The sequence below is a fragment of the Thalassotalea psychrophila genome (assembly GCF_031583595.1).
In the GTDB taxonomy this organism is placed as follows: Bacteria; Pseudomonadota; Gammaproteobacteria; order Enterobacterales; family Alteromonadaceae; genus Thalassotalea_A; species Thalassotalea_A psychrophila.
Window position 1 is genome coordinate 2,281,209 of record NZ_CP134145.1, and the last position, 23,996, is coordinate 2,305,204.

A 23,996-nucleotide genomic window follows, 5' to 3' on the forward strand; every position below is an offset into this window, starting at 1 on the left:
CCTGTTGATATATTGTGTTTGGATAGAAATTTATGTTGGTTTGTAAATTTGGATAAAAAGACCATCATTGTTACCAATGATGGTCTTAACGTTCTTTCAATGTTTTTATTTATGGTACAAAGCTTCCTGGTTTTTGACGTTGCGGGAAGTCTTTAAAGGTTTGTTTAAACTTGGCCACCTTATACATCGATGGTGCCATCAAGAACATATGTTCCATATACCATTGACCGTAATTACTCGCTTCATGGTCCATACGTTCGTAAGGGTCCATTCTCAAGTTATACATTTTTGGAGCACGCAACACTTTCCAAGGGCATATCCAAGTTTCCAATCCATGACAAGCCTGTGCTCTGAACACCATTTTATAATCACCATCACGAATAGCGACTACTTCTCCGGTATCTGATGAGTAGATAAACTCTTTACGCGGTCCTTCTTTAGACGTATCTAAGAAGTGCGGCAAGAAATTAAAACCGTCTAAATGTACTTTATATTTAGTTCCTGCAACGGTTTTACCTTTTTTAAGATCTGCTTTAATGTTGGTATCACCTACAGCAGCCAAAATAGTTGGCATCCAGTCTTGTAAAGAGATAATTTCATTAGACACTTGATTGGGCTTAATTTTACCTGGCCAACTCACCATCATAGGGACGCGGTAACCACCTTCCCAGTTAGAATTCTTTTCTCCCCTGAATGGCGTGTAACCACCATCGGGCCATGCTAACAATTCAGCTCCATTGTCAGTGGTATACATAACAATGGTATTATCAGCTATTTTAAGAGCATCAAGTTTGTCAAGTAATTGGCCAACATGGCCATCATGCTCTACCATACCATCAGCATAGATTCCTTGACCGGTTACGCCTTGAGATTCAGGCTTTAATCGGGTCCAAATATGCATGCGAGTGGTATTAAACCAGACAAAGAAAGGCTTTTTGGCGGCATGGGCTTTATCGATAAACTTTAATGTTTTAGCCAATACTTCTTCATCAATGGTTTCCATACGTTTTTTAGTTAATGCCCCTGTATCTTCTACTTTACCATCAGCAAACGAGTTAATAACGCCACGCGGACCAAAGCGTTTTTTAAACTCTGGGTCTTTCGGGTAATCAGGATGTTCTGGTTCATCTTCAGCATTTAAGTGATATAGGTTACCAAAAAACTCATCAAAGCCATGATTACTTGGTAAATGTTCATCTTGATCGCCTAAATGGTTTTTACCAAATTGGCCAGTCATGTAACCATGAGGTTTTAATAGCTCTGCAATAGTTGGATCTTTTTTACTTATGCCTTCTTTTGCACCTGGTAAGCCAACTTTTGTCAAACCGGTACGAATAGGGTGCTGGCCAGTAATAAAACCTGCACGACCTGCGGTACAGCTTTGATCGCCATAAGAATCTGTGAACAAAATACCACCATTGGCAATGCGATCGATATTTGGAGTTCTGTAGCCCATAATGCCGCGATTATATGCGCTAATATTAAATGGTCCAATATCATCGCCCCAAATTGAAAGAATATTGGGTTTGGAGGTGTCTGTGGTTGCGAACGCAGAAGTTGATAGAATCAACATGCTCATCCCTAAAAAAAATTTCTTACTTCTTTTCATAAGTACCCTTAATTTATCTATGGTTAAATGTTTGTTTTATTCAAATTAACTATAGTCTAAGGATGTAAAGTTATCGATTTATGGGCAAATAAAATACAAAAATAGCCCTGCAAGTTCAAAAACTTATCAGGGCTATATTTAATTAGGATGTACTCATATTATTTGTCAGCAAGTTCAGTTTGAACTTTGTTTACAAACGCTTTCATTTGTAATGTTGTGTAGTCAATATCTGCAGCACCAAAACTCTGACCAGCTTGCATTGGGTATCCTTCTAGTGACCCCAGGAACTCTTGAACCTTGCCGCTTACTGGTACAAATGCCCACATGTTATCAACCATCCAACGAATATACATTGAAGACTCTGTAGGACCTTTTTCAAACGGGTCAGCACGCAAGTTTACTAATTGCGGCCATGCTGGTACTTCACGTATGCCACGAGCCATGTCGCCTTTTACCAATGCGAAGCTTGCTTTCCAGTCATTCCAACGAATCGCGTTTAATTGACCTGTTTGACTAAAGTACATAATAGTATCGCGAGGTGCTTCATCTATTTTACCTTCGAAGAATGGTTTGAAGTTGAAACCGTCTAAATGAACACGCCAATTTTTGTCATTGATCTCATCGCCTTTTTTCAGGTCTGCAACTAAGGTGTCATTACCCATTGCTGCGGCCAAAGTAGGCATCCAGTCAAGATGAGACATCATCGCGTTAACCTTTGAACCAGGTTTAATTGTGCCAGGCCATCTTACAAGTTGTGGAACACGCATGCCGCCTTCATAAGTAGTACCTTTTTCGCCATGGAATGGGGTGTTACCACCGTCTGGCCAAGTGAATGTTTCTGCGCCGTTATCAGTTGTGTAAATAACAATGGTGTTATCAGCAATATCTAAATCGTCAAGTTTGTCTAGCAAGATTCCAACTTGTTCATCATGCTCCAACATGCCATCTGCATAAATGCTAATGCCAGATTTACCTTGCCATTTTTCTTGTAAATGCGTCCAAACATGCATACGAGTACTGTTGTACCAAATAAAGAATGGTTTTTCGGCTTTATGTGCTTTGTCGATGAATTTTAATGTTTCACCTAAAAACTCTTCATCAGCTGTTTCCATACGTTTTTTGGTTAATGGACCTGTATCTTCCATACGACCGTCGGCATAAGTGTGTAGTACACCACGTGGGCCATATTTTTTCTTGAACTCTGGATCTTTCGGGTAATAGTACGTTTCCGGCTCTTCTTCAGCATTTAAGTGGTAAAGGTTACCAAAAAACTCATCAAAACCATGTTTGGTTGGTAAATGCTTGTCTTGATCGCCCAAATGGTTTTTACCAAATTGGCCAGTCATATAGCCGTTATCTTTAGCAACATCAGCCATTGTTGGTGCCCAGTCAGGAATACCATGGGTTGAACCTGGCATGCCGATGGTCATTAAACCGGTTCTGAAAGGTTCTTGACCTAAAATAAAAGAAGAACGACCTGCGGTACAGCTTTGTTGAGCATATTGATCGGTAAACAAAGCACCTTCATCGGCAATTCTATCGATGTTTGGTGTTTGATAACCCATCATGCCGTGGTTATACGCACTAATATTATAAATGCCGATATCATCACCCCAAATGGCAAGAATGTTTGGCTTTGATGTATCTGTAGTCGCCATGCTAGCAGCTGATGTAACCAGCAACCCTAGGCCTATGGCACATTTTGTTAATTTGCTATTTAAAGTCATAATTAAACCCTTAGTAAGTTGGATGTCAGCAGCGTTAACTGATAACTGATTTCGAAAAGAACTTTAACTAAATTGAGAAAATTTTTGAAATTAAACGAAACGCACCTAGTATAAATATATCTTATAGTACCTGTGGGGCTCATTTCTCAATTTGTTTTTTGTAAATGAAATTGTCATGTATTACAGTGGGTTGGGTTTGTTGTTTTTGTTAGGTATCATTTTAAAAGAATATCAAAATAAGTCTTGCTTATTTAGTTGGTTTGTAGATAGTTCAAATTTAGAGGCGTTATTTATAATTCAACATGGACAATGAATTTTAAAAAAGCATGCATTAATACTTAATATGTATGTTTGTCAAATAATGTAGGAGTTATAATAGATGGATCAATGTCGTTGGCGAGGATGTACGGTTTATGATGATTGACATTCCATCTTTTTGAAGTTCAGAACTTAAGCCATCCCTTAAGTAAAAAAAAGTGCTCAAAAGAGCACTTAAATGTGTTAAAAAATAATTTTATTGGCAAGTGTTAATTGTTTTAATAGCCAAAGTGTTTCAGTAAAATTCTGCGAAATTTCGGCTCCTTATAATCGATTAAACATTGCTATACAGCGGTTATGGTTGTTAAAAAATAATTCTGATGGTAGTTAGCTAGAATTGATAATTAAATTCTATTCTATGATCACCATTGTCAAAAGACACATTTTCGTTCCAGTTGGCAAAATACCTAAGGTTAAATCTAGGTGTGAACTGATAACCTACTGAAGCTTCGTGGGTTAAGATTGAACTTTCATCTTGACCATATGCATTATTTTGATAAACATCTGAGCCCGATAGTGTTTCCAGATAAAATGGATTGTAGTTTACCCATAATTTATCAGTAATTGCGTATTTTGAATACATACCAACAAGGTAATAAGTTCCTTGAACTGAGTAGCCACTATCAACCGTGCCATCATCTTCAAGAGCATTGTTTGCAATACCTGCACCAACACCTGCTAATGGGAAGAGGCTTAACTTACCAAACTTTGGTAATGCTTGAATGAATGAATATGACACTGAACCAGATTCGTCGGCTAATGCATTTGCATCTAGACCTAAAGATATATCTAGTTGAGAACCTCTACCATTAGTCATGTCTACTTGAAAGTTTCGAAAACGAAATGAGTCAACAGAGTTATCTTTAACTGCGTTGTTATCCCAACCTAAGTCTTCACCTCCAAGGCCTTTTAATTCAAGTACATTCATTCCAAACGTATTTGGGTTACCAGTATCGTAACTTTGTCCATATTTTAGGTTTAAGCCTTTATTGGTAACACCAGCACCGAATTGCGAATAAACGGCAAGTGGATCCGACATATCCTGAACTTCTTCTTCAGCCAATACCGTTGTTGAATGGGCTGTTAAAATGGCCATCAGGCCAATAGATAATTTTGCTATAGTTTTCATAAAAAACTCCTGTGTACATCAATCTAATTGCCCTGATTGTATTGCCTAAAATCATATTGTTGAAATAATTAAAATGAGTAGTAGTATAAATTTTTTATATAGTGAGGGAGGGTAGAGCATAAGTTTGCAGATGTGGTTTAGAGTGATGAGTATCAATCTTTATATAAAGCAAGGGATCTTAGATCCCTTTGTTATTAGTATAGAAACTATTTTAACCGTGAAACAGTTTAACTTTCGCTGTCAGTTTCTCGATAAGCTCTTGGGGTAACACCAGTCCACCCTTTAAAAGCACGAATAAATGCACCAGGTTCGCTAAAGCCTATTTTAATGGCTATTTCGCTTATTGACCATTTATGCTGGGTTAGATGATAAATAGCGATGTCTCGGCGAATAATATCTTTAATTTTTTGGTAGGTCACGCCTTCGCTTTTGAGTTTTTTTCGCAATGTTTTTGGAGTCATAAAAAACTTTTCAGCAATAAGTTCGAAGGTTGGAAAGCTATTATTTTCACAAGCTTCAATCTCCAGCCGTATTTTTGTACTGTAACTGTCATCTTCTACAGGATTAAGCAATACATTCTCAGGTGATTTTCGGATGTAATCCATTACAGTTACTGAGTTTTGGGTAATTGGCATAAACATATAATCAGTACTAAAACTTAAACTTAAACAACTTTGATTATAGTTTCTCGGGCATGGAAATAAATAGCGATATTCGCTTTCATGATCCGGGGCAGAGAAATCAAAATTTACTTCTTTTAAAATGATATTTTTACTGATTAACCAACAAGCAGTTCTGTGCCAAGCACAAAGAACAAATTCTGCAAATAGATGATCCGGGTCGAACTCTGGTTTTGCTATTTTTACTTCTAAACGAACAATATCACCTTCTTCGATCATGTTAAGTTCATAGGCATCACTTATGTGTTGGTAATATCCAATGCCCAACTCTAGTGCTCGTTTTAAATTTGGCGCACCAATAAATAGATGGCCGGCATAGAAAAATGAACCAAGAGGTACAGCAGGATCTACTAAGCCCATATATTCATCTTGCATTGTTACCACGCTTTTACGTATGAGCTTGATAAAATTACGATAAGGAATTCGGGCATTGGCATCTTCGGCCACTTCTAAAGGGATACCAGCATAGTGCAATAGTGGTATAGGGTCATGACCATTTCTTTCTAGACTGGCCATTAATGCCTTAACGTAATGACACAATATAGTCGTTTTTTCCATGCTTTCACCCGTAAATTTATCGAAGCCAACAGAAACAAACCTTCCAATATAAGTAGCCATTCTAATATAACAAAAATATTACCGTTAAATTAGAGCAACTCGATTACAAGGTATTATGTTGGCGCATACTATAACGACAACATCAGATAATGCAATAAGCTGTTTATATTATTAATGATTATCGTCAATTGTCACATTTTTGCTAATTTTAAAGTACTTTTCTGTCATTGTTGAATTACTGCAAACTGTTCAATATTTACCGCATCTATGAAACGTTTAATTTTAAAAACAACAATTATACAAGGTGATTCTTTATGAGCGACATTAAATTTTTTGACAAGGTAGTTATTGTTACTGGTGCAGGTGGCGGTTTAGGCAGAGCGTATGCTATTGAATTTGCAAAGCGTGGTGCACGAGTTGTAGTAAATGATCTAGGTGGTAGTGGTGCTGGTGAAGGAGCAAGTAGCTCTGCAGCAGATGTAGTAGTAGCTGAAATTAAAGCCTTTGGTGGTGATGCAGTAGCAAACTATGATTCAGTTGAGTTTGGTGAAAAGATTGTACAAACCGCAATTGATAACTTTGGTCGTGTTGATATTTTAGTAAACAACGCCGGTATCTTACGTGATTCTAGTTTCACTAAAATGTCAGACACTGATTGGGAACTTATCTATAAAGTTCACGTAGACGGTGCTTATAAACTTACTAAGGCAGCATGGCCTTACATGGTTAACCAAGGCTTTGGTCGAGTTATTTTTACCACTTCTGCAGCTGGTATTTACGGAAACTTTGGTCAAGCAAACTACAGTTCTGCAAAATCTGCATTATTGGGCTTAGGTAAAACGTTGGCCATTGAAGGCGCTCGCAAAAATGTTCACGTAAATGTTATTGCACCTATTGCTGGCTCTCGATTAACAGAAACGATTTGGGGCGAAGATATCTTAAAAGCAACCTCTCCAGATTACGTGGTACCACTAGTAGTAAAACTATGTAGTGAAGATAACAAAGACACAGGTGGAGTTTATGAAGTAGGCGCCAGCTGGTTCGCAAAAGTTCGAGTAGAACGTAGTGAAGGTTATGCCTTTGGTGTTGATAAAGATGTTAGCGCTGAAGATGTTGCGTCTAAATGGGATGCCATTTGTGACTTTAGTAACTCTGCACCAGCGGAAAGTATCGTAAGTACATTTAACGCTGTTGGTAAAATGGTTGGTATTGACTTACTCGCAGCTAAAAAATAAATATAAAAGTTAATTAGGAAAAAATTATGAATAATGCAAGAGTTGCCGGTGTTGGCATGACCAAGTTTTGTAAACCAGGTCAACAACAACCTTATCGAGTAATGGCAAGTTCAGCTATTAAAGACGCAGTTAAAGATGCTGGTATCGAATTTAAGCAAGTTCAACAAGCATATGCCAGTTATGTTTACGGTGACAGTTGTTGTGGTCAACATGCTTTATACGATGTTGGTATGACAGGTATCCCATTAATAAACGTAAACAATAACTGTTCATCAGGTTCAACGGCACTGTTTCTAGCTCGTCAAGCGGTAGCCTCAGGTGCAGTTGATTGTGCTTTAGCCTTTGGTTTTGAAGAAATGCAGCCAGGCGCTCTTGGATCTCATTGGGACGATCGTGAATCTCCATTTGATAATGTATTAAAAAAATTAGATGAAGTAGCTGATTGTCATCAAGGACCACTTGCTCTTAAAATGTTTGGACAAGCCGGTACTGCCTATATTGACAAGTACGGTGCCAATCCAGACATCTTCGGTAAGGTATCGGTTAAAACTCGCTCTCATGCAGTGAACAACCCGTACTCATTATTTGCCAATGAAATGACTCTTGATGAAGTAATGTCAGCACCAACAATTTACCCACCGTACTTAACGCGCTTTATGGCGTGTCCACCAACTTGTGGTGCAGCAGCGGTAGTTGTTTGTTCAGCAGAGTTTGCTAAAAAACACAATATCAAAGCGAACGTTGAGATCATTGGTCAATCTATGATCACCGATATTGCTGATACATGGACCGATCCAATGAGAATTATTGGTAGTGACATGACTAAAGAAGCCGCTCGTCAAGTATATGAGCAAGCAGGTGTTGGGCCAGAAGAGGTTGATGTTGTTGAACTGCATGACTGTTTTACACCAAATGAAGTTATTACCTACGAAGGGTTAGACTTATGTGGTGAAGGTCAAGCTGAAAAGTTCATTAATGATAAGCAGAATACCTATGGCGGCCAAGTAGTGGTTAATCCATCAGGTGGATTAATGTCAAAAGGTCATCCTTTAGGTGCAACCGGTTTAGCTCAGTGTACTGAATTGGTATGGCATTTACGCGGTACAGCGGGTAAACGTCAAGTTGAAGGTGCAAATATTGCCCTACAACATAACCTAGGTTTAGGTGGCGCTGCAGTCGTTACTATGTACCGCGCTTTATAGTGATACCAATTGGTATCAATGAATTACTTATAGCGCGATTAAATCGCGCTAGTTTTAGGAAACATGATGTTAGATAAAACAAAAATAGGCCATCAATTTGATAGCTTTAAGGTTGATGTTGAAAAAGGTCGATTAAAATTTTTCGCCAAATCAATTGGTGAAACTAATCCAATTTATATCGATGAAGAAGCGGCTATTGCTGCTGGTTACAAAGCTTTGCCAGCTCCGCCTACATTCCCGTTCTCATTAGATATGGAAGGTCCAGAGCTGTTACCTGTAATAGGTTTACTAAATCTTGATATCGGTCGTGTATTACACGGCACGCAAGAGTTCAATTATTTTGGCCAAATTCATGCCGGTGATACGATTACTGTCAGCTCAAAGTTAAAAAATATTTTTGACAAAAAAGGCGGCGCTCTTGAGTTTGTAGTTATGGAGAATAGCTACACAAATCAAGACGGTGAGTTAATGGCGCAAGCAAGTGTAACACTTGTATACCGTAACGTTTAAGCAGGGGATTATCATGACGAATATTACTGTAGGTACTAAGTTACCTGAACTAACTTTACCACCAATTAGCCGTTTTACTCTTGCTTTATATGCAGGTGCTTCGGGCGATCATAACCCAATTCATATCGATAGCGATTTTGCCAAAAAAGCAGGTATGCCAGATGTATTTGCCCACGGTATGTTATCAATGGCGTATTTAGGTCGTTTATTGACTAACTGGCAACCACAATCGCAACTGCGTAAGTTTAGTAACAAATTTGCTGCCATCACTCAATTAAAAGATGTTATCACCTGCTCTGGTGAGGTGGTTGAACTAATCACTCATAATGATGAGCAATGTGCTCGTGTAGCAATTCAAGCGTGCAAGCAAGATGGCACACAATCTTTAATTGGCGAAGCGATAGTTGCTTTATAAATACTTAATACCATTCTGCATAAAGAATGACTATATCTTTATGCAGATTGGTATCATGCTGGTTTTACGTTCTCAGTTAATGCCAGCATTATCATTTTTCAGATTTAAATATAGGATTAACAATGAAACGTTATAATTTTGATGAAGATCACAATATGTTTAGGGACTCTTTTCGAGCATTTCTTCAACAAGAGGTTGTTCCTCATAGAGAAGAATGGCGCGAAGCCGGTATTGTCCCGCGCGAAGTCTACTTAAAAGCTGGCGAAATGGGCTTTTTGATCCCGCAAGCGCCAGAATCATTAGGTGGATTAGCCATTGACGATTTTCGTTTTCAGCAAATTATTTCCGAAGAAATAGGCCTTTGTGGTGAAACCGGATTTATGCCGCAGTTACACAGCACTATCATTGCTCCATATATTATGAATCACGGCAGTGATTATCTAAAGGAAAAATACATTCCTAAAGCAATCACCGGTGAGTATATATTAGGCGTAGCGATGACCGAGCCTGATGCAGGATCTGATTTAGCTGGTATGCGCGCAACAGCTGTTGATAACGGTGACCATTATGTTCTTAATGGTAACAAAACCTACATTTCAAATGGTATTTGTGGCGATATTTTTGTTGTTGCAGCTCGTACAGAACCTACTGTTCCACATGCAATAAGCTTGTTTGTAGTTGAAGCGAACTGGGAAGGCTTTAAACGTGGTGCACACCTTAAAAAGATGGGAATGAAGTCACAAGATACGGCAGAATTGTTTTTTGATAACGTAAAAGTACCAAAAGAAAACCTTATTGGGGTTGAAGGCCAGGGCTTTAAGTACTTGATGGGCGGTTTAGCTGAAGAACGCCTAATTTGTGCGGTATGGAACGTTGGTACTGCTGAATACGCGTTTAAGCTAACCAAAGATTTTGTTCAAGACAGAAAAGTATTTGGTAAGCCATTATCGGCTATGCAAAATACGCAATTTAAAATGGCAGAGTTACGTGCTCGTATTGATATGGCAATCGCCTATACCGATACCCTGGTAGCAAATATCAATCGTGGTGATCATGACAGTGTTGGTGCGTCGCAGGCGAAATTGTTAACCAGTGAACTGTTATGTGATGTTGCCGATGAAGGGGTGCAATTACATGGCGGTGCGGGCTATATGGATGAGTACCCAATTTCACAAGTTTTTGCCGATGCTCGTATTACACGAATTTTTGCTGGAACCTCTGAAATTATGAAATTGATCATTGCCAGAGCAATTTTTAGCGAATAAAAAAATTGTTCGAAACTAAAGTCCCGCCAACCAATAACGTAGTAGGCAAGGATTAACCTCGCAGCCCAGTTGACTCGGTTGGCGAGGTTTTAAACTCGCAGCTTTAAAATTAGAGAGAAAAACATGCCATCTACCGTTCTTAAACAACTGTTGAAGCAACGCCATTCTGTGCGTGGTTTTCTGAACAAAGAAGTTACGCCAGAGCTCTTAGAAGAAATTTTTACCCTTGCCCAGCACGCTGTATCTAATTGTAATACTCAACCATGGAAAACGTTCGTTGCTTCAGCAAATGTTAAAGACAATTTAAAACGAAACTTAGTCAATACAGTGATGACTAATACAAAACCAGAAAGTGATTTTCAGTATTATTCAGACTTTAAAGGCGAGCATCAAGTCAGGCAAATAGAGTGTGCTAAAGCACTTTATCATGCCATGGGGGTTGAACGTGGGAATAAAGCCGAACGTAAACAAGCATTACTGAGAAATTATGAGTTTTTTGGCGCGCCACATGTTGCGATTATTTGTATGCCAACATCATTTGAAATTAACAACGCTTTAGATATTGGCATCTATCTACAGTCACTCATGTTAATCATGGAATCCTTCGGTATTGGTAGTTGTGCTCAGGGAGCACTAAGTTTTTATCCTCAAATAATTAAAGATACGTTAAACATCCCTGAATCTATGGGTGTTTTGGTCGGCCTGTCGTTTGGTTATGAAGATAAAAGCCAACTTGCTAACAATGCTCGAACAAGTAGGGCGATGCTATCAGACAGCGTTACGTTCTTATCTTGATAGAGTGAATTTGTTGATTTTTAAGTGTCTTATTGTCATTGCTGAACGCCCTTTAACGCTGCAAAATTAACACTTTATTAAATAGTCTGACAAAGCGGTTAGTCGATTGTAGGGCTTTCAACTTAAGGTTATTGCATTGAGTGTTCAAAATTTTTTATTAAAAAAGTATTTAAAAGTCATGTATAAACCTCGGTTTAATGGCGATTTAAAGCTAGAACAGGCAAGAAAAGAGCTTGATAGCGTAATCAATACCTTTATGCCATCTCCGTGTCGTTCTCTTGTACTTGAGCAACAAGTCATAAATGGCGTGCCTTGTGAAGTCATATATCCAGAGCAAAGTAAGCCAAAGGGCATTCTTCTTTATATTCATGGTGGTTGTTTTTCATTGGGCTCGCCATTAAGTCACCGCGGTGTAACGTGTGAGTTGGCTAAAATATTATCATTGACCGTTGTAGTACCTGATTTTCGCCTTGCCCCTGAACACCCATATCCGGCAGCTCAAAATGACGTGCAATCAGTATATGAATATTTACTGACAACAGTAGAAGCAGATAATGGCCTTTATATTGCCGGCGATCAATCTGGAGCAGGGATGGCAATACAGCTTGCTATTACTTTGCGAGATCAAAACAAAGCCCAGCCACAGGCAGTTATTGGTTTGTCAGGTTTATACGATCTTACCCTTTCATCAAATTCTATGTTTACCTTAAAAGACATAGACTGTTGTAATACATCGGCGGTATTCGAACGCGGTATTGGATACTACTTACCTGAAAGTATCGAAGCATCTTCACCAGAAGTATCACCGCTGTTAGCAGATTTATCCTCATTACCACCTGTGCTACTGCAAGTGTCTGACAGCGAAATGCTACTCGATGACTCGATCAGGCTGAGTGAGTCGATAGCTGAAGCGGGCGGAATGGCTACATTGGATGTTTGGCAAGACGTACCAAGTTGTTGGCATATTGCCGCGGTTGGTTTGCCCGAAGGGCGGACCGCAATTAAACGCATTGGCCAATTTATAAAAGCAATAAACGTTTAAGAACATCGACACAATTCATTATAAAACCGCCAGAAAAATCTGCTAGACGTTTAAACATAGCAAATTAGCGGCTTAACATTAGAGGGAAATGGACTAATGGAAAAAGTAATTGAGGATTATCCTTTGTCATCACAGGTTTATGTGAACGATGAGGTGAGTTGGCAGGCGCGACGAACCAATGATTTAATGCGTTGCTTTGTTAAGCGACACATGAATAAACCATTTAATATCGATCAATTTAGACAATTTGCCAGCAAAGTAGACTTTGTAAGTGGCAGAAGCGTTACTGATATGCAAATAGCTGAGGTTGATGCTAATGGCGTTTCCGCTCAGTGGTTAACTACAACAACAAAACTACAACCACAAAGGGTAATTCTATATTTTCATGGCGGTGGCTTTTGTATACATATGCCAAAAACTTATAACGCTTTAGTTGCCCAATTATGTCGTAAACTCAATGCTAATGCTTTAGTTCCTGATTACCGCCTTGCTCCAGAACATCCATTTCCAGCTGGCGTGAATGATTGTTATCAAAGTTACTGCTGGTTATTACAACAAGGCTACAAGGCAGAAAATATTATTATTGCCGGTGACTCAGCCGGTGGTTGTTTAACCTTGACTACACTACAAAAAATTCGAGATGCCGGGAAAAGGAAACCTGCAGCGGCTGTGTTGTTATCTCCTGGTACCAATTGCTCTATTGAAGATCTCATGGCGCTGGAGCCGAACTTAGAGTCAGTCGATCCTATGTTGAACAAGCAATCTCTGGCAGCCATGATTAATTTATATTTACCAAATGAGATTAATCAGAAAGATCCTTTGATCTCGCCACTATATGCCGACTATAACGGATTTCCACCACTACAATGCCATGTGGGAAGTAACGAGTTGATTTTTAACCATTCAGCAAGTGCGATGAAAAAAGCAGTGGATGCAGGTGTTGAAGCACGATTACATATTTGGAAAGACATGCCTCATGTGCATCCATTATTTTCTTGGTTGCCCGAAAGCAAGCAAGCGATAGATATGATGGTTGAATTTATGGCTAAACATTTGCCTGATAATAACGATGAAATCGCCAACCAATAATAAAGTCACACAAAAATTATCAACATATTATTGACACTTATCAAGTTGAAATTGAACAAGTACTGCTATAATCAAACTAGCTAAATGGATAGCAATAAAATTAATTTTAAGTTGTTGAATGATGAAAATAAATAATGTTTAATTATAGAATAAAAGGTTCACTATTGTTCACTATTTTATGGGATTTTAAATGTTAACAAGCAATACAATTCCACCAAAACTTGGTGCTGACACAATAGTTCGAAAACGAATTCTTGATCGGATCAATAATCTACCTTCTCATTGTAAAGTTGTCGTTCTGCAAGCGCCTGCAGGGTATGGTAAAACCACTGTTATGCGGCAATACTTTCAGCAACTTAAAGATCAGCAAGAAAATATTGCCTGGCTTACTCTTAGTGAAACTGACAACGATTTAACGCCTTATTTGCGTAGCCTTTCTCGGTTAGTTAGCCGAGGCCTTGATGACACTTTTGAAGTACCTGAACATTGTGAATCACCATTTCACTGGTTACAGGACGTCATAGCAAAAGTGCCGAAGCCATTTTATGTTTTTCTCGATGAATTTGAAGTGCTTAATGAACCGGGAGTGATTGAATTTATCAATCGCGGCTTTAAATTAGTCCCCGCTGATTGTAAAACAATTATCAGTTGTAGGGGCATGCCTGACTTTTCTTTGAGTAGAATGCTGCTCAGTGGCGAAGCTGTAGTATTTAAACAAGAGGATTTATGCTTTCAAGAAGATGAAGCACAGTGTTTTGTCGACAATAGACTTACGGATGATACCCAACAAGACGTTAAAACGGCCTTTATTTCAGCCACTCAACGATGGCCCGCAGCCATGCAGCTGGGCTTCCTTGCGTTTGGTGACTCAAATGTAAATGCCGATAATATCCCTAAACTGCTATTAAACGACCCTTTGGTATCTGATTATGTTGTGCAAAATGTTCTTTCAACATTACCTGTCGAGCATTCTGACTTTTTACTTACCAGCTGTTGTCTAAATAAATTTGACGTGAGAATGTGTAATGCTGTAATTGGCATTGAAAACAGTCAGGAAATACTTCAAGAAATTCTCGCCAAAGGCGTGTTTTTACAACCTATAGATTATCAGCGACAGTGGTATTCATATCACAAACTATTTGCTGAATTACTACGCCGTGAACTGCAATTAAGCCGTCCAGGATATTATCAGCAAGTTTGTAAAAAAGCGGCAGAATGGTGTGCGGATAATAGTTATGATGAAGAAGCCATCGAATATGCGTTTGCTGCAGATGAAATTGATTTTGCCTGTTTGATATTGGAAAAGCATTTAGCCAGCTTGTTGTTTGATGCTCGTATCAATGCAATTACCCGTTGGATCCATAAACTAGAAAATGTCGATCTAATGCGTCATCCCAATATAATTTTTGTTGGCTGTTGGGCAAATATATTGAATGCTGATATCAGTAATGCCGAACAAAAATTGGCTTTACTCGATGAAATGCCTTCGGAGCAACGCGCAGAGTTACCGTTAATTGATGCATACGACATAACCAAACTCTCGTTTTATTTAATGAAAGATGACATACCGGCGTTCAATCAAGCGATTGATAAAGTAGTCAACAATAAGCGCTCAGATCATCCGTTTTCGTTATTAGGTTTTGCTAATCTGAATACTTTTAAATTTTTATTAAACGGGAAAGTTGCAAAAGCCGATAAATGGATTAAATCACAATTTATGTTGCGTAAAAACAAATCAAACCTGATCAGTGAAGTGTATTTTGATTTCATGTTAAGTTTGATTTATGTGTCTCAAGGTCAGCTAGAGTTAGCATTAAAAGAGTTGAATAGTACTGAGGCAACATTTATTGACGATATAGCCCGGCTTGGTTTTCATAAAGCGTTGGTGGCACCAATAAGAGCTATGGTGTTGTATGAACAAAACGATATCGATAATGCCCTAAGCATTCTTGAGGGCCAAATCACTCATTTAAGGCAATACAAAACCTTAGATTTGGTTGCGTTGACCTATATAACTTTATCACGTTGTTATGCAACGAAAAAAGATTTTAAAAGAGCAGTGTCTTTACTTGAGGAAGCCGAACGCTGTGGTTATAACGAAGGTTGGTCGCGCTTAGTTGTTATTGCTCTTTGGGAACAGGTTCGTTTAGCTACCTTAAGCAATAACCTTGTTCATGCTGAGCAGCTACTATTTTCTTTAATGCAGGATGAGTCGTTAAACAGTATTAATTTAGTTAATTTGATCCCTGCTGATCTTGAACATGCAGATATTACCAAATATCGTCTTAACATTGCACTTAACCAATCTGAACCAAGTGCGGCACAACTGCTAGCCGATATTGACTTAGCTATTTTGGATTCACGGCATTATCGGGTGCTTAAACTGAAAGTTTTATTAGTTTCAAAGTTGCATTCTGAAAATAGCCAAGTTAAAGCCGAAGGCTTGTTAAAAGACCTTTTGCAACAATTTGTACCATTGGGTTTTATGCGTAGTTTTATAGATGAAGGGCCAGTAATCTTTAGTTATATCCAAAATATAGCTAAACAAGGTGGCGAATGTGCCATTATGGCAAAGCAAGTATTAGCATCAGTTGGAGATCAATTTCTTTTACCATCGGCTACTACAGTTATTGATATTAATAAGGAAGCCAAAACCTCGGTCATTCCATTAATAGAACCGCTAACACAAAGAGAGCTTGAAATTATTTCTTTACTGGTAAATGGTGAATCAAACCGAAGCATTGCTGACAATCTATTCGTATCAGAAGGTACGATAAAATGGCATTTAGGTAATATTTACGGCAAGTTAGGCGTTAAAAAACGCACTCAGGCAATGGTGCGGGTAAACGAACTTAAACTGATCTAAATACAAAAAGGCTGGTTGCTTAGCTGCGTTTTAACCGGCCTTAGGTTATGTTTATTTGAACATATTCTAAGAAAGATATCCTGTCCTATCCATCGTCCTTTAAGCTCAAATGGTGCTATAGCATATTAAATTAGTAACTTTGATTTATTTAATAAAAAGCCCTCACCTTATGCAAGGGCTGGGTTGTTATTTAAGCTGAACTTAAGTTATTTCGCTTTCTGGATGCTATCGATCACCCACATTTTAGCGAAAAACTCAGGCGTTGGTCCATAGGTACGGAAGTATACGAAATAATCAACGCCTTCAGCTGTTGGCACCCAATTGGCTTCGTTTACACCAGCAGGCAAGTTCGGGCTAAAGGTTAAAGTCACAGAACCATCTTTATTAACGACAATGCCACTATCAGTGCTTGCCACACCCACTTTAGGTAAACCATCCATCCACGTTGCATCATTCATGTCATAAGTAATAGCAGACCAGAAGTGTTTGATAGGTGCGTCTTTTGGCACGGTTAGCGTGTAAGTTTGAGACCCATTTAACTGGTCGTTATCAGCGTCACGATTAGACCCCAGATAAAACGTAGCTGCATCATGGAAGTTCCAATTTTTAGCACTTGAGTACAAAGCATAAAAAGTAGCTGCACGAGAGTCGATATCGATATGCGTATTGAAATCATAAGTAAAGTCAGACTCTACCGTTTCCGCAGTAGCGATGAACTGCCATTGGTTAGATGGATCAGGGTAGAAGCTCGCAGTAATACCGCTGTTGAAGTAAAGCTCTTTCAAGTACTCATGCGCTTCATTTGCAGCCAGTTCAAAAATTTGCTGTTGACGAGCAGTTGGTTTGAACTCAGCACCTTTTTTAATACCGATTTCGTTCAACAGACCGTACATCGATTTATCTTCTGGCTGGATAACTTCACGTTGAACAACATCATTGAGTTCAGAGAAGAAACGAGCATCAAAGTGTGGTATGCCATCGACATGTTTGTTAAACATATCAACATGTGAACCAACCTGCTCAGGCTTGTCTAACGGGTAAATTTTAATGTTCTGTGCCACTTCAGCAGCAGCGGCTAAGTTTTCAGGTGTTTCGCCGCGAATAATAGGACGAATTAAGGCGTAACCTACATTAGATTTCTGCACTAGTACACGGTAACCACGCGGGATAGCGCCTTGGTAGCTTTCAGAAATGATAAGGTATTTAGCACCATGTCCACGGTCATAACCTTTTGCACCCACATCTTCCAGTGGTTTGTGCTGCATGTCCATTAACGTACCGAATAGGTTTACAGTACCACCCGATTTAGGAACTTCAACAACCACTGGCGACTCTTCAACATTCCAGAATGCCATAACATACGGAGTCGTGTTGTTTGTAGTGGTAGTTTGCAATTTCCAATCTTGTATCTGGCTGTTAAAGAATACCGTGTTGTAATTGGCATTATCAAGAGCAAACAAACCAGAGCGCATCGCTTCGATATTCATCATGTTCATTGACCAAACAACTGCTTCTGTGGCACGACGATACTGAGCTTTTTCAAGTATAGATAGGTTTTCAAACTTAGCAGCTTGCACTTGCACTGTAGGCGCTCTTAACTTTTCAGCAATCAGTACTTCTTCAGCTTGAGTACCAGCGAAAGAAGATGCAGAAAGAAGGGAAGCAGTTAAAGCCGCGATGATAGATTTAGTAAAAGTTTTCATTAATAATGACCTCAAATGTTATCAGCTAAGACGTAATTTTTTCAAACTCGTTTTGAATGAGGCCATTATAAGTACTGAACTTTGAATTTACAGGAATAGGAGGTATTGCCAAAGGTAATAGTCTGTTTACGGCATCACCGATTAAAGCTAATATATAATCACAAACCATATGATTGGAAGTGTTATGCCAAATAGATTATTAGGCCAATTTAATTTGAATCTATTGAAGGCTTTTTACTTTGTCTACCAATATCGTAATATCACCAAGGCAGCAAAACATCTAAACATGACACAAGGGGCCGTTAGTAAAGCATTAAATAAACTACGTTTAGAAATGGATGATCCGCTTTTTGTGATAACTGGTAAAACATTGGCACCAACGTCTAGAGCTGAACGTTTAGGTGAACAAATAGAGCCATTATTAAATAGCTTAGAAGAATACTGTTTTCCATCTGAATTATTTGATCCGTTATTGTTTACCGATACGATTAAAATTGCCTTGTCGGGTGGGCTTATAGATAGTATTAGCCCAAGCTTAGTGTCTAAATTACATCGTTTGTTGCCTAAAGCACAAATTAAAATTCACCATTGGTCGCAAGCAACCTTAGCAGAATTGGAAAACGGGAATATTGATATCGGTATTAACCATTATCCTCTGCCCATTAGTAAAGGTATTCGCCAACTGATGGTAACTCAAGACCCTGCTTGCTTTTTAATGCGTCAAGGGCACCCAATTCTTGAGCAAGAGATCACACTTGAGGAGGTCAGTCACTATCAAATGGCGGGAATAATCATTCCTGAATTAACAGAGTATCAAGCGATTGTTCAGACCGAATTAAAATCATTAGGACTTAAGTTTGCGTTACGTTCAGAGCATATAGCCAGCTTATTTAAAACCGTGGCTGAAAGTGACCTTCTGTTGATTTCAACTGGGTTAGCTGCCAGTACGCAAACTGAAAACTTACATAAAGAGATCCCAGAATGGGCGAAAGGACGTTTTTCTGTTTCAGTTGCCATTTACCTGCAACAAATTAAAAGCCAAAACCCTATGCATCAATGGCTAGTTAAGCATATAAAACAAGTGATTTTAACTTGTGTTAAGCAAGCGAATATCTAAAACAATGTTTTTTAATCCTCATGCCTATTTTCAAAGTCGGTAAAAAGATATATTAAAATTTTTTAGTGCCCTAGTCGTTGCTGCCTTCAGTTGTATATAACTCCATTTAATACCAATTTTTATTATTCAGTGATAATTCTGTTGCAAAAATAGCGATGCAATTGGGCTATAGTGAATCAGCGGTGTTTATTCGCTGTTTTCAAAAGTGGACAACGATGACGCCATTGCAGTGGCGTAAGCTGCATCAATAAAATTAGCTAATAAACGAACAAAAAAATCAATATTGCACAGACACCAAAGCACCAAACTTCAAACATCAGCCGTAAAATAAATGATGCCGTTTTTATTTCCATAAAATGCAGAATCACCAGACGGATCTTTAAAAAACTTAATAGCAAAATCATCGATGTGATCACATCTGCCGTTAGCCCTTGCGTTGTATGCCCTAACCACCAAGATGATAAGGTAAAGACAACAAGCAAACTCCAGATAAGTACATCACGGAACATTGTTTTTATCTGATTTTGAACGAAAAATTTATTCATATTATTTAACCAGGTACAGTAACGGAAACAGGGCAATCCATAACAGGTCGACCATATGCCAAATCAAGCCACCACTTTCCAAGTTACGGAGATCGGACAGGCTGTAAAAAGGTTTGCGCGATCGTATCCACAGAAAACTTAATACACCTATACCTACCGTTACATGCAGTAAATGAATACCGGTAAGCATATAGTAATACATAAAAAAATCATCAGAAATGAGAGTATGACCTTGGCTGAACTTTGCACGGTATTCGATCATTTTATTAATCCAGAAAGCCAGGCCAGTGGCTATCGCTGCCGCTAATAGAACGGAGACAACAGGGGCGGCACCTCGCCTTGCGCGATGCAAAGCTAACACCACAAACAGCGAACCCGATAACAACAGTAAGGTATTGATGACACCAAAACTTTGGCTGAGCGCGGCCTGGCCCGTTAAAAAAAGGTCTTTGTTGTGGCGAAAATCCCAAGCGTAAGAAACAAACAGCAATCCAAATAACAACATGTCGCCCAAGACAAACATCCAGATACCCAGCTCGGCCGTATCCTCTGGCTTTAACTTGTCTTCATTGATTGCAGGCTTGAGTATGGTGACAGGGGCAGTAAGCTTACCCTGTCTGTTAATCTTTGAAGATGTGTTTAGCGGTTGATTCATAAACTAAGCCAGAACACCTTGTGGAGCGTTGGAGATTGCACCGAGTTGTTTTCTCTCTGCAATCAACTCACGACTCACCGACTGTATCTGTAGCACTGAAACCATCACAAACCAGGCAAAGAAAACACTCAGGTTAACCCAGAAGGCAAACAGCCCATTAAGAGCAAAGGGGCCAGATTTAAAGAATACGATGAAGCAGCCGGTTAATGCCAATAGTGCAGACCAAAAACTGTAGAAAGCAAACCAACGTGGGAATATTTTGATCTCACGACTATCTCCCAATACCGCCAACCCTAAAGCCATATACATCACCGGCATTAAAGTTCCAGGCCATAACAGGAATAGAAACGTATAATCGTGAAACGCCCTGGTAATTTCCGCAGGGCCATCAACACGGTAACTTGCAGCACCAAACGGGACAAGAATGACATAAAGCCCTACGGTCAAGGCCGCAGCGACAAAGGCAAAGGTAATAATTAGGACCGGATTTTTGTTGCCCATACGGCTCATCAAAACCGTGGTTACCGCTGCAAAAGGAGCATAAAACGCTGCTCCAAATACCATAATAATTAACCCCGCTCGGATGGACATACTATTTTCTTGGTACAACTGCGCGACGGTTTCTGCGCTGGCTAATGGGTTAATGGGAGCCAGCGATACCGAGCTGGTCAGCAGATAACCGACGACCATCAGTAGGCAGAAAATAGGGCCGGCCCAGGCGCAAAGTTTTAAATTGTTGGTATTCATAGGTTTTGCCTCTTGATGCTAAATTCGCATTTCGCGATGTTATAGTTAAATTAGAAAACCAAAGAGTCATACCCAATTGAAGCCAGACACTTTGGCGTAAATAAACAAGTAAGTCGTTAATCCAGTTTCAGTGGACTACGCGCTACACCGGTTGGCGCCGGATTATAAACATGACGCCAATTTTTGGTCACTGAGTGTTTAAGGATTTTTGCCACCATGGCAGGTGCAAACAGCGAGGAGTAGTGTTTATTATGGTGATACACATGCATAAAGTTCTCAAATGCTACGGGATCATAGTGAGTGGCATCCATCACCTGATCTACGTACCAGTTAATCACCGGCGTAAATATTGGGCGTTTGCCTTCTACATGCGGAAAACGATAGTTTTGCTCCCCCAAAACAAACCAAATACTATCAACAAGCTTACTCGCCTGCTTATAGTGATATGCCGGCAGACCGGTTAGCGAAGATTTAGATTTAACCAGAGCTTCACCCAATAATTCAACTTCTTTCGCTGCCTTGGTCATGCCCGCGCCGGAAACAGGATCGGCACTGGCAAAAGCATCACCGACACATACAAAGCCCTCTGGCACACTGTTCATCTCTTCGTAGTGATTACGAACCATGGTGGGATAATTAAAACTCTCCGGTTCGGTGATGGGCTCACAAGCATTAACCAGCTCATATATATGAGGCTGCGCTAAGCCCTTAGTCACTGCCTTAAAAGCCGCATGGTCTCGCGGGACCTGATCACAGAATAACTGAATAGTCGTTACCAGCAGGGTAGAGCCGTCACCATAGAAGCCGGCATAGCCCATATCGGTTTCCTGCGGGCGATGATTGGCGATTGCCATAACAGTGAAGTCGCTGTTACGCAGATGCTCGGGAACACGATAGAGGACAGTGGTATAGAGGCAATTGAGCTCCATATGACTTTCTCTAGGAAGGCTGTAACCGTGGCTGTTCAACAGCGCGGGAAGTGGCGTATTTTTACCGCTGGCATCAACTACTAGATCTGCTTCTAAGGTATAGTTTTCAACTTTAGGGTTAAGTCCTTCCTTGAGAACGACGCCGGTGATGCGATTGCTCGGCTGATCAATAAGCACATCTTCTACCTTGGCGTTATAACGATAATCAATAGACGGCGTTTTTTCTAACTGTTGACGCATTACGCCTTCTAGCAGGCTGCGGCGACCGGCGCACACGCTAATGCCACTGTCATAAACAACCTTCCAGCCGTCATTGGTATACATGCGATAGTCACGCGAGGCATCAACCACATTGCCGCCGGCCTTGGCGAAGTCATCGGTATAATCGGGAAACAAGTCATTGACCACGCGCTGTCCACCTTGCAGCAGGTGATGGGCGTGATGCGCCTGACTGGTACTGGGACGGTATATCTCTGTTTCCATTGGGTGATGGCTGTCGCGCTCAAGTACCGTCACCTTGTCAAAAAATTTAGATAACGTTTTAGCAGCCATCATACCGGCCATACTGCCACCGATAACCACCGCGTGGCGATGAAACTTAGTGCCACTTTTTTTCGGAATTTCAGCACGGTATTTAGGCTTGACCGGTGGAACAGCAATGCGACCATCACGACCGCTGGCGGCGAATTTTTCATGATAAAGCTTAAATCCGGTAAAAGTTTTATCAGTAATTTCCTTGTCAGCAAACCACTTTTGCACGCCATCAATCATCAAAGGTGGACCACACAGATAAACATCACAATTGCCGTCATGCAAATCAACATCGACTAACAAATCAGTGACAAATCCTGTTTTTCCCTGCCATTCACTATTACCCTCTGCAACAGCACAAAGTAAGCGGAAGTGGGGTAATTGGCGTCCAAGAGACTCAATTTCATCAAGCAGACACAAATCTTCTGGTTTAGCTGCACCATAAAGCAAATTAACTGGATGTTGACATTTTTCATCTACCAACTGACGTAGCTGTGAGACGATAGCTGACAGACCAGTACCTCCCGCCACTAATACAACGGGGCGCTTGACATCTCGTAGATAAAAAGCACCACCACCACGGCGCAACAACAGGCGGTCACCCAATTCCACTCTATCTCGTAAATAACTACTCATTATGCCATTCGCTGACTTTGGTAAAATGCGCAGCAGCAAGTCAATGTTGTTTGCTGCATTTGGTAAATTTACAAAAGAATAGCTGCGCCAGCTCTCGGTACCCGGTACTTTAATATCTATGTACTGTCCTGCTTGAAAATCCAACTGTTGTAACAGTTCTACCTGCAGACTCAGCAGTACCGCGCCATCAGCAACTGGCGTCAGTTTGGCAACCGATGCCATAAATGGTGTATCATCGCTGGGTTGGCAAATCCTGGCAGAAAAATCAAAGCTAAACTCGGCATCCCCCTGAAGAGTCAATTGACAAGGGAGGATCCTGCCACGTTCTTTATCACTGGTGGTCAAAGCTATAGCCTGACCTGACAGCGTTACCTTACCGCTCTTGCAGTTACCCAGACAACTGCCACAAGTACCTTCTCGGCAACTATTGGGTAGATTAATATCTTGTCTTTGTGCAGCTTCAAGTAGAGTTTCATCGTGCTTTACCGTTATTTCTGCTTGGCTATGGTCACTGAAATTCAATGTGGCTTTACAACTTGCCATCGTATATTTACTCCCTGGTTTTAATTTATAACCAAGCGAGATAAATATGTGTTGCTTGGTCTACAACCACTATAGGGGGTAAAAATTCGACATTCTTTTATATAAAACAGTCGTTTTTTATATATTTTAACGGTAGTAATACCGAATCAG

19 protein-coding genes and 1 pseudogene are annotated in these 23,996 nt (G+C 39.9%); 11 read left to right on the plus strand and 9 right to left on the minus strand.

The window, feature by feature from the left end:
- Positions 1-109 precede the first annotated feature (109 nt).
- The 4 genes from RGQ13_RS09255 to RGQ13_RS09270 all read right to left on the minus strand — a co-directional run bounded on the left by RGQ13_RS09255 (position 110) and on the right by RGQ13_RS09270 (position 6,021).
- A complete protein-coding gene (locus RGQ13_RS09255; RefSeq protein WP_405054184.1) occupies positions 110-1,609 on the minus strand; it encodes an arylsulfatase in 1,500 nt (499 codons plus the stop codon).
- 158 nt (positions 1,610-1,767) lie between these two features.
- Entirely contained in the window at positions 1,768-3,336 is a 1,569-nt protein-coding gene (locus RGQ13_RS09260) for an arylsulfatase (RefSeq protein ID WP_348393266.1), read from the minus strand.
- 649 nt (positions 3,337-3,985) lie between these two features.
- Positions 3,986-4,783: a hypothetical protein gene (locus tag RGQ13_RS09265; RefSeq protein WP_348393267.1), complete on the minus strand. Its 798-nt coding sequence runs from the start codon at positions 4,781-4,783 to the stop codon at positions 3,986-3,988.
- A gap of 227 nt (positions 4,784-5,010) precedes the next feature.
- Positions 5,011-6,021, minus strand: a complete 1,011-nt coding sequence (locus RGQ13_RS09270) for an AraC family transcriptional regulator (protein ID WP_348393268.1) — start codon at positions 6,019-6,021, stop codon at positions 5,011-5,013.
- Positions 6,022-6,335: 314 nt separating this feature from the next.
- Here RGQ13_RS09270 and RGQ13_RS09275 point away from each other — a divergent pair, with 314 nt between their 5' ends.
- The 9 genes from RGQ13_RS09275 (at position 6,336) to RGQ13_RS09315 (ending at position 16,440) form a co-directional block, all read left to right on the plus strand.
- Positions 6,336-7,256, plus strand: coding sequence for an SDR family oxidoreductase (locus RGQ13_RS09275; protein WP_348393269.1), 921 nt, complete (start codon positions 6,336-6,338; stop codon positions 7,254-7,256).
- A gap of 26 nt (positions 7,257-7,282) precedes the next feature.
- Positions 7,283-8,458, plus strand: coding sequence for a lipid-transfer protein (locus RGQ13_RS09280; protein ID WP_348393270.1), 1,176 nt, complete (start codon positions 7,283-7,285; stop codon positions 8,456-8,458).
- A 66-nt stretch (positions 8,459-8,524) separates the two neighbouring features.
- Positions 8,525-8,968 carry a MaoC family dehydratase N-terminal domain-containing protein gene (locus RGQ13_RS09285; protein ID WP_348393271.1) on the plus strand — a complete coding sequence of 148 codons (444 nt, stop codon included), beginning with the start codon at positions 8,525-8,527 and terminating at the stop codon, positions 8,966-8,968.
- A gap of 13 nt (positions 8,969-8,981) precedes the next feature.
- Positions 8,982-9,383 (plus strand): MaoC family dehydratase, encoded by a 402-nt coding sequence (locus RGQ13_RS09290; RefSeq protein ID WP_348393272.1) that lies wholly within the window; start codon positions 8,982-8,984, stop codon positions 9,381-9,383.
- A 122-nt stretch (positions 9,384-9,505) separates the two neighbouring features.
- On the plus strand, positions 9,506-10,648 hold the full coding sequence (locus RGQ13_RS09295) for an acyl-CoA dehydrogenase family protein (RefSeq protein ID WP_348393273.1): 1,143 nt from the start codon (positions 9,506-9,508) through the stop codon (positions 10,646-10,648).
- A 123-nt stretch (positions 10,649-10,771) separates the two neighbouring features.
- Positions 10,772-11,443: a nitroreductase gene (locus tag RGQ13_RS09300; RefSeq protein WP_348393274.1), complete on the plus strand. Its 672-nt coding sequence runs from the start codon at positions 10,772-10,774 to the stop codon at positions 11,441-11,443.
- 136 nt (positions 11,444-11,579) lie between these two features.
- Positions 11,580-12,485, plus strand: coding sequence for an alpha/beta hydrolase (locus RGQ13_RS09305; protein ID WP_348393275.1), 906 nt, complete (start codon positions 11,580-11,582; stop codon positions 12,483-12,485).
- A 96-nt stretch (positions 12,486-12,581) separates the two neighbouring features.
- Positions 12,582-13,574 (plus strand): alpha/beta hydrolase, encoded by a 993-nt coding sequence (locus RGQ13_RS09310; protein WP_348393276.1) that lies wholly within the window; start codon positions 12,582-12,584, stop codon positions 13,572-13,574.
- 190 nt (positions 13,575-13,764) lie between these two features.
- Positions 13,765-16,440 carry a LuxR C-terminal-related transcriptional regulator gene (locus tag RGQ13_RS09315; protein ID WP_348393277.1) on the plus strand — a complete coding sequence of 892 codons (2,676 nt, stop codon included), beginning with the start codon at positions 13,765-13,767 and terminating at the stop codon, positions 16,438-16,440.
- A gap of 206 nt (positions 16,441-16,646) precedes the next feature.
- Here the strand turns inward: RGQ13_RS09315 and RGQ13_RS09320 are convergent, their stop codons facing one another.
- Complete coding sequence (locus RGQ13_RS09320) at positions 16,647-18,143, minus strand: DUF1214 domain-containing protein (protein WP_348393278.1); 1,497 nt, start codon at positions 18,141-18,143, stop codon at positions 16,647-16,649.
- Between the two features lie 184 nt (positions 18,144-18,327).
- On the opposite strand from RGQ13_RS09320, the gene RGQ13_RS09325 reads away from it, so the two are divergent.
- Positions 18,328-19,260 carry a LysR family transcriptional regulator gene (locus RGQ13_RS09325; protein ID WP_348393279.1) on the plus strand — a complete coding sequence of 311 codons (933 nt, stop codon included), beginning with the start codon at positions 18,328-18,330 and terminating at the stop codon, positions 19,258-19,260.
- A gap of 131 nt (positions 19,261-19,391) precedes the next feature.
- Positions 19,392-19,511, plus strand: a pseudogene (locus RGQ13_RS20155) (helix-turn-helix domain-containing protein); the annotation flags it as partial.
- A 6-nt stretch (positions 19,512-19,517) separates the two neighbouring features.
- Here RGQ13_RS20155 and RGQ13_RS09330 read toward each other — a convergent pair.
- The 4 genes from RGQ13_RS09330 to RGQ13_RS09345 all read right to left on the minus strand — a co-directional run bounded on the left by RGQ13_RS09330 (position 19,518) and on the right by RGQ13_RS09345 (position 23,846).
- Positions 19,518-19,805, minus strand: a complete 288-nt coding sequence (locus tag RGQ13_RS09330; RefSeq protein WP_348393280.1) for a cytochrome C oxidase subunit IV family protein — start codon at positions 19,803-19,805, stop codon at positions 19,518-19,520.
- A 1-nt stretch (position 19,806) separates the two neighbouring features.
- The gene (locus RGQ13_RS09335; protein WP_348393281.1) at positions 19,807-20,460 is read right to left on the minus strand and encodes a cytochrome c oxidase subunit 3; all 654 of its coding nucleotides are present in this window, start codon (positions 20,458-20,460) and stop codon (positions 19,807-19,809) included.
- Positions 20,461-20,463: 3 nt separating this feature from the next.
- Positions 20,464-21,207 (minus strand): hypothetical protein, encoded by a 744-nt coding sequence (locus tag RGQ13_RS09340; RefSeq protein WP_348393282.1) that lies wholly within the window; start codon positions 21,205-21,207, stop codon positions 20,464-20,466.
- Between the two features lie 116 nt (positions 21,208-21,323).
- The gene (locus RGQ13_RS09345; RefSeq protein ID WP_348393283.1) at positions 21,324-23,846 is read right to left on the minus strand and encodes a 2Fe-2S iron-sulfur cluster-binding protein; all 2,523 of its coding nucleotides are present in this window, start codon (positions 23,844-23,846) and stop codon (positions 21,324-21,326) included.
- Positions 23,847-23,996 lie beyond the last annotated feature (150 nt).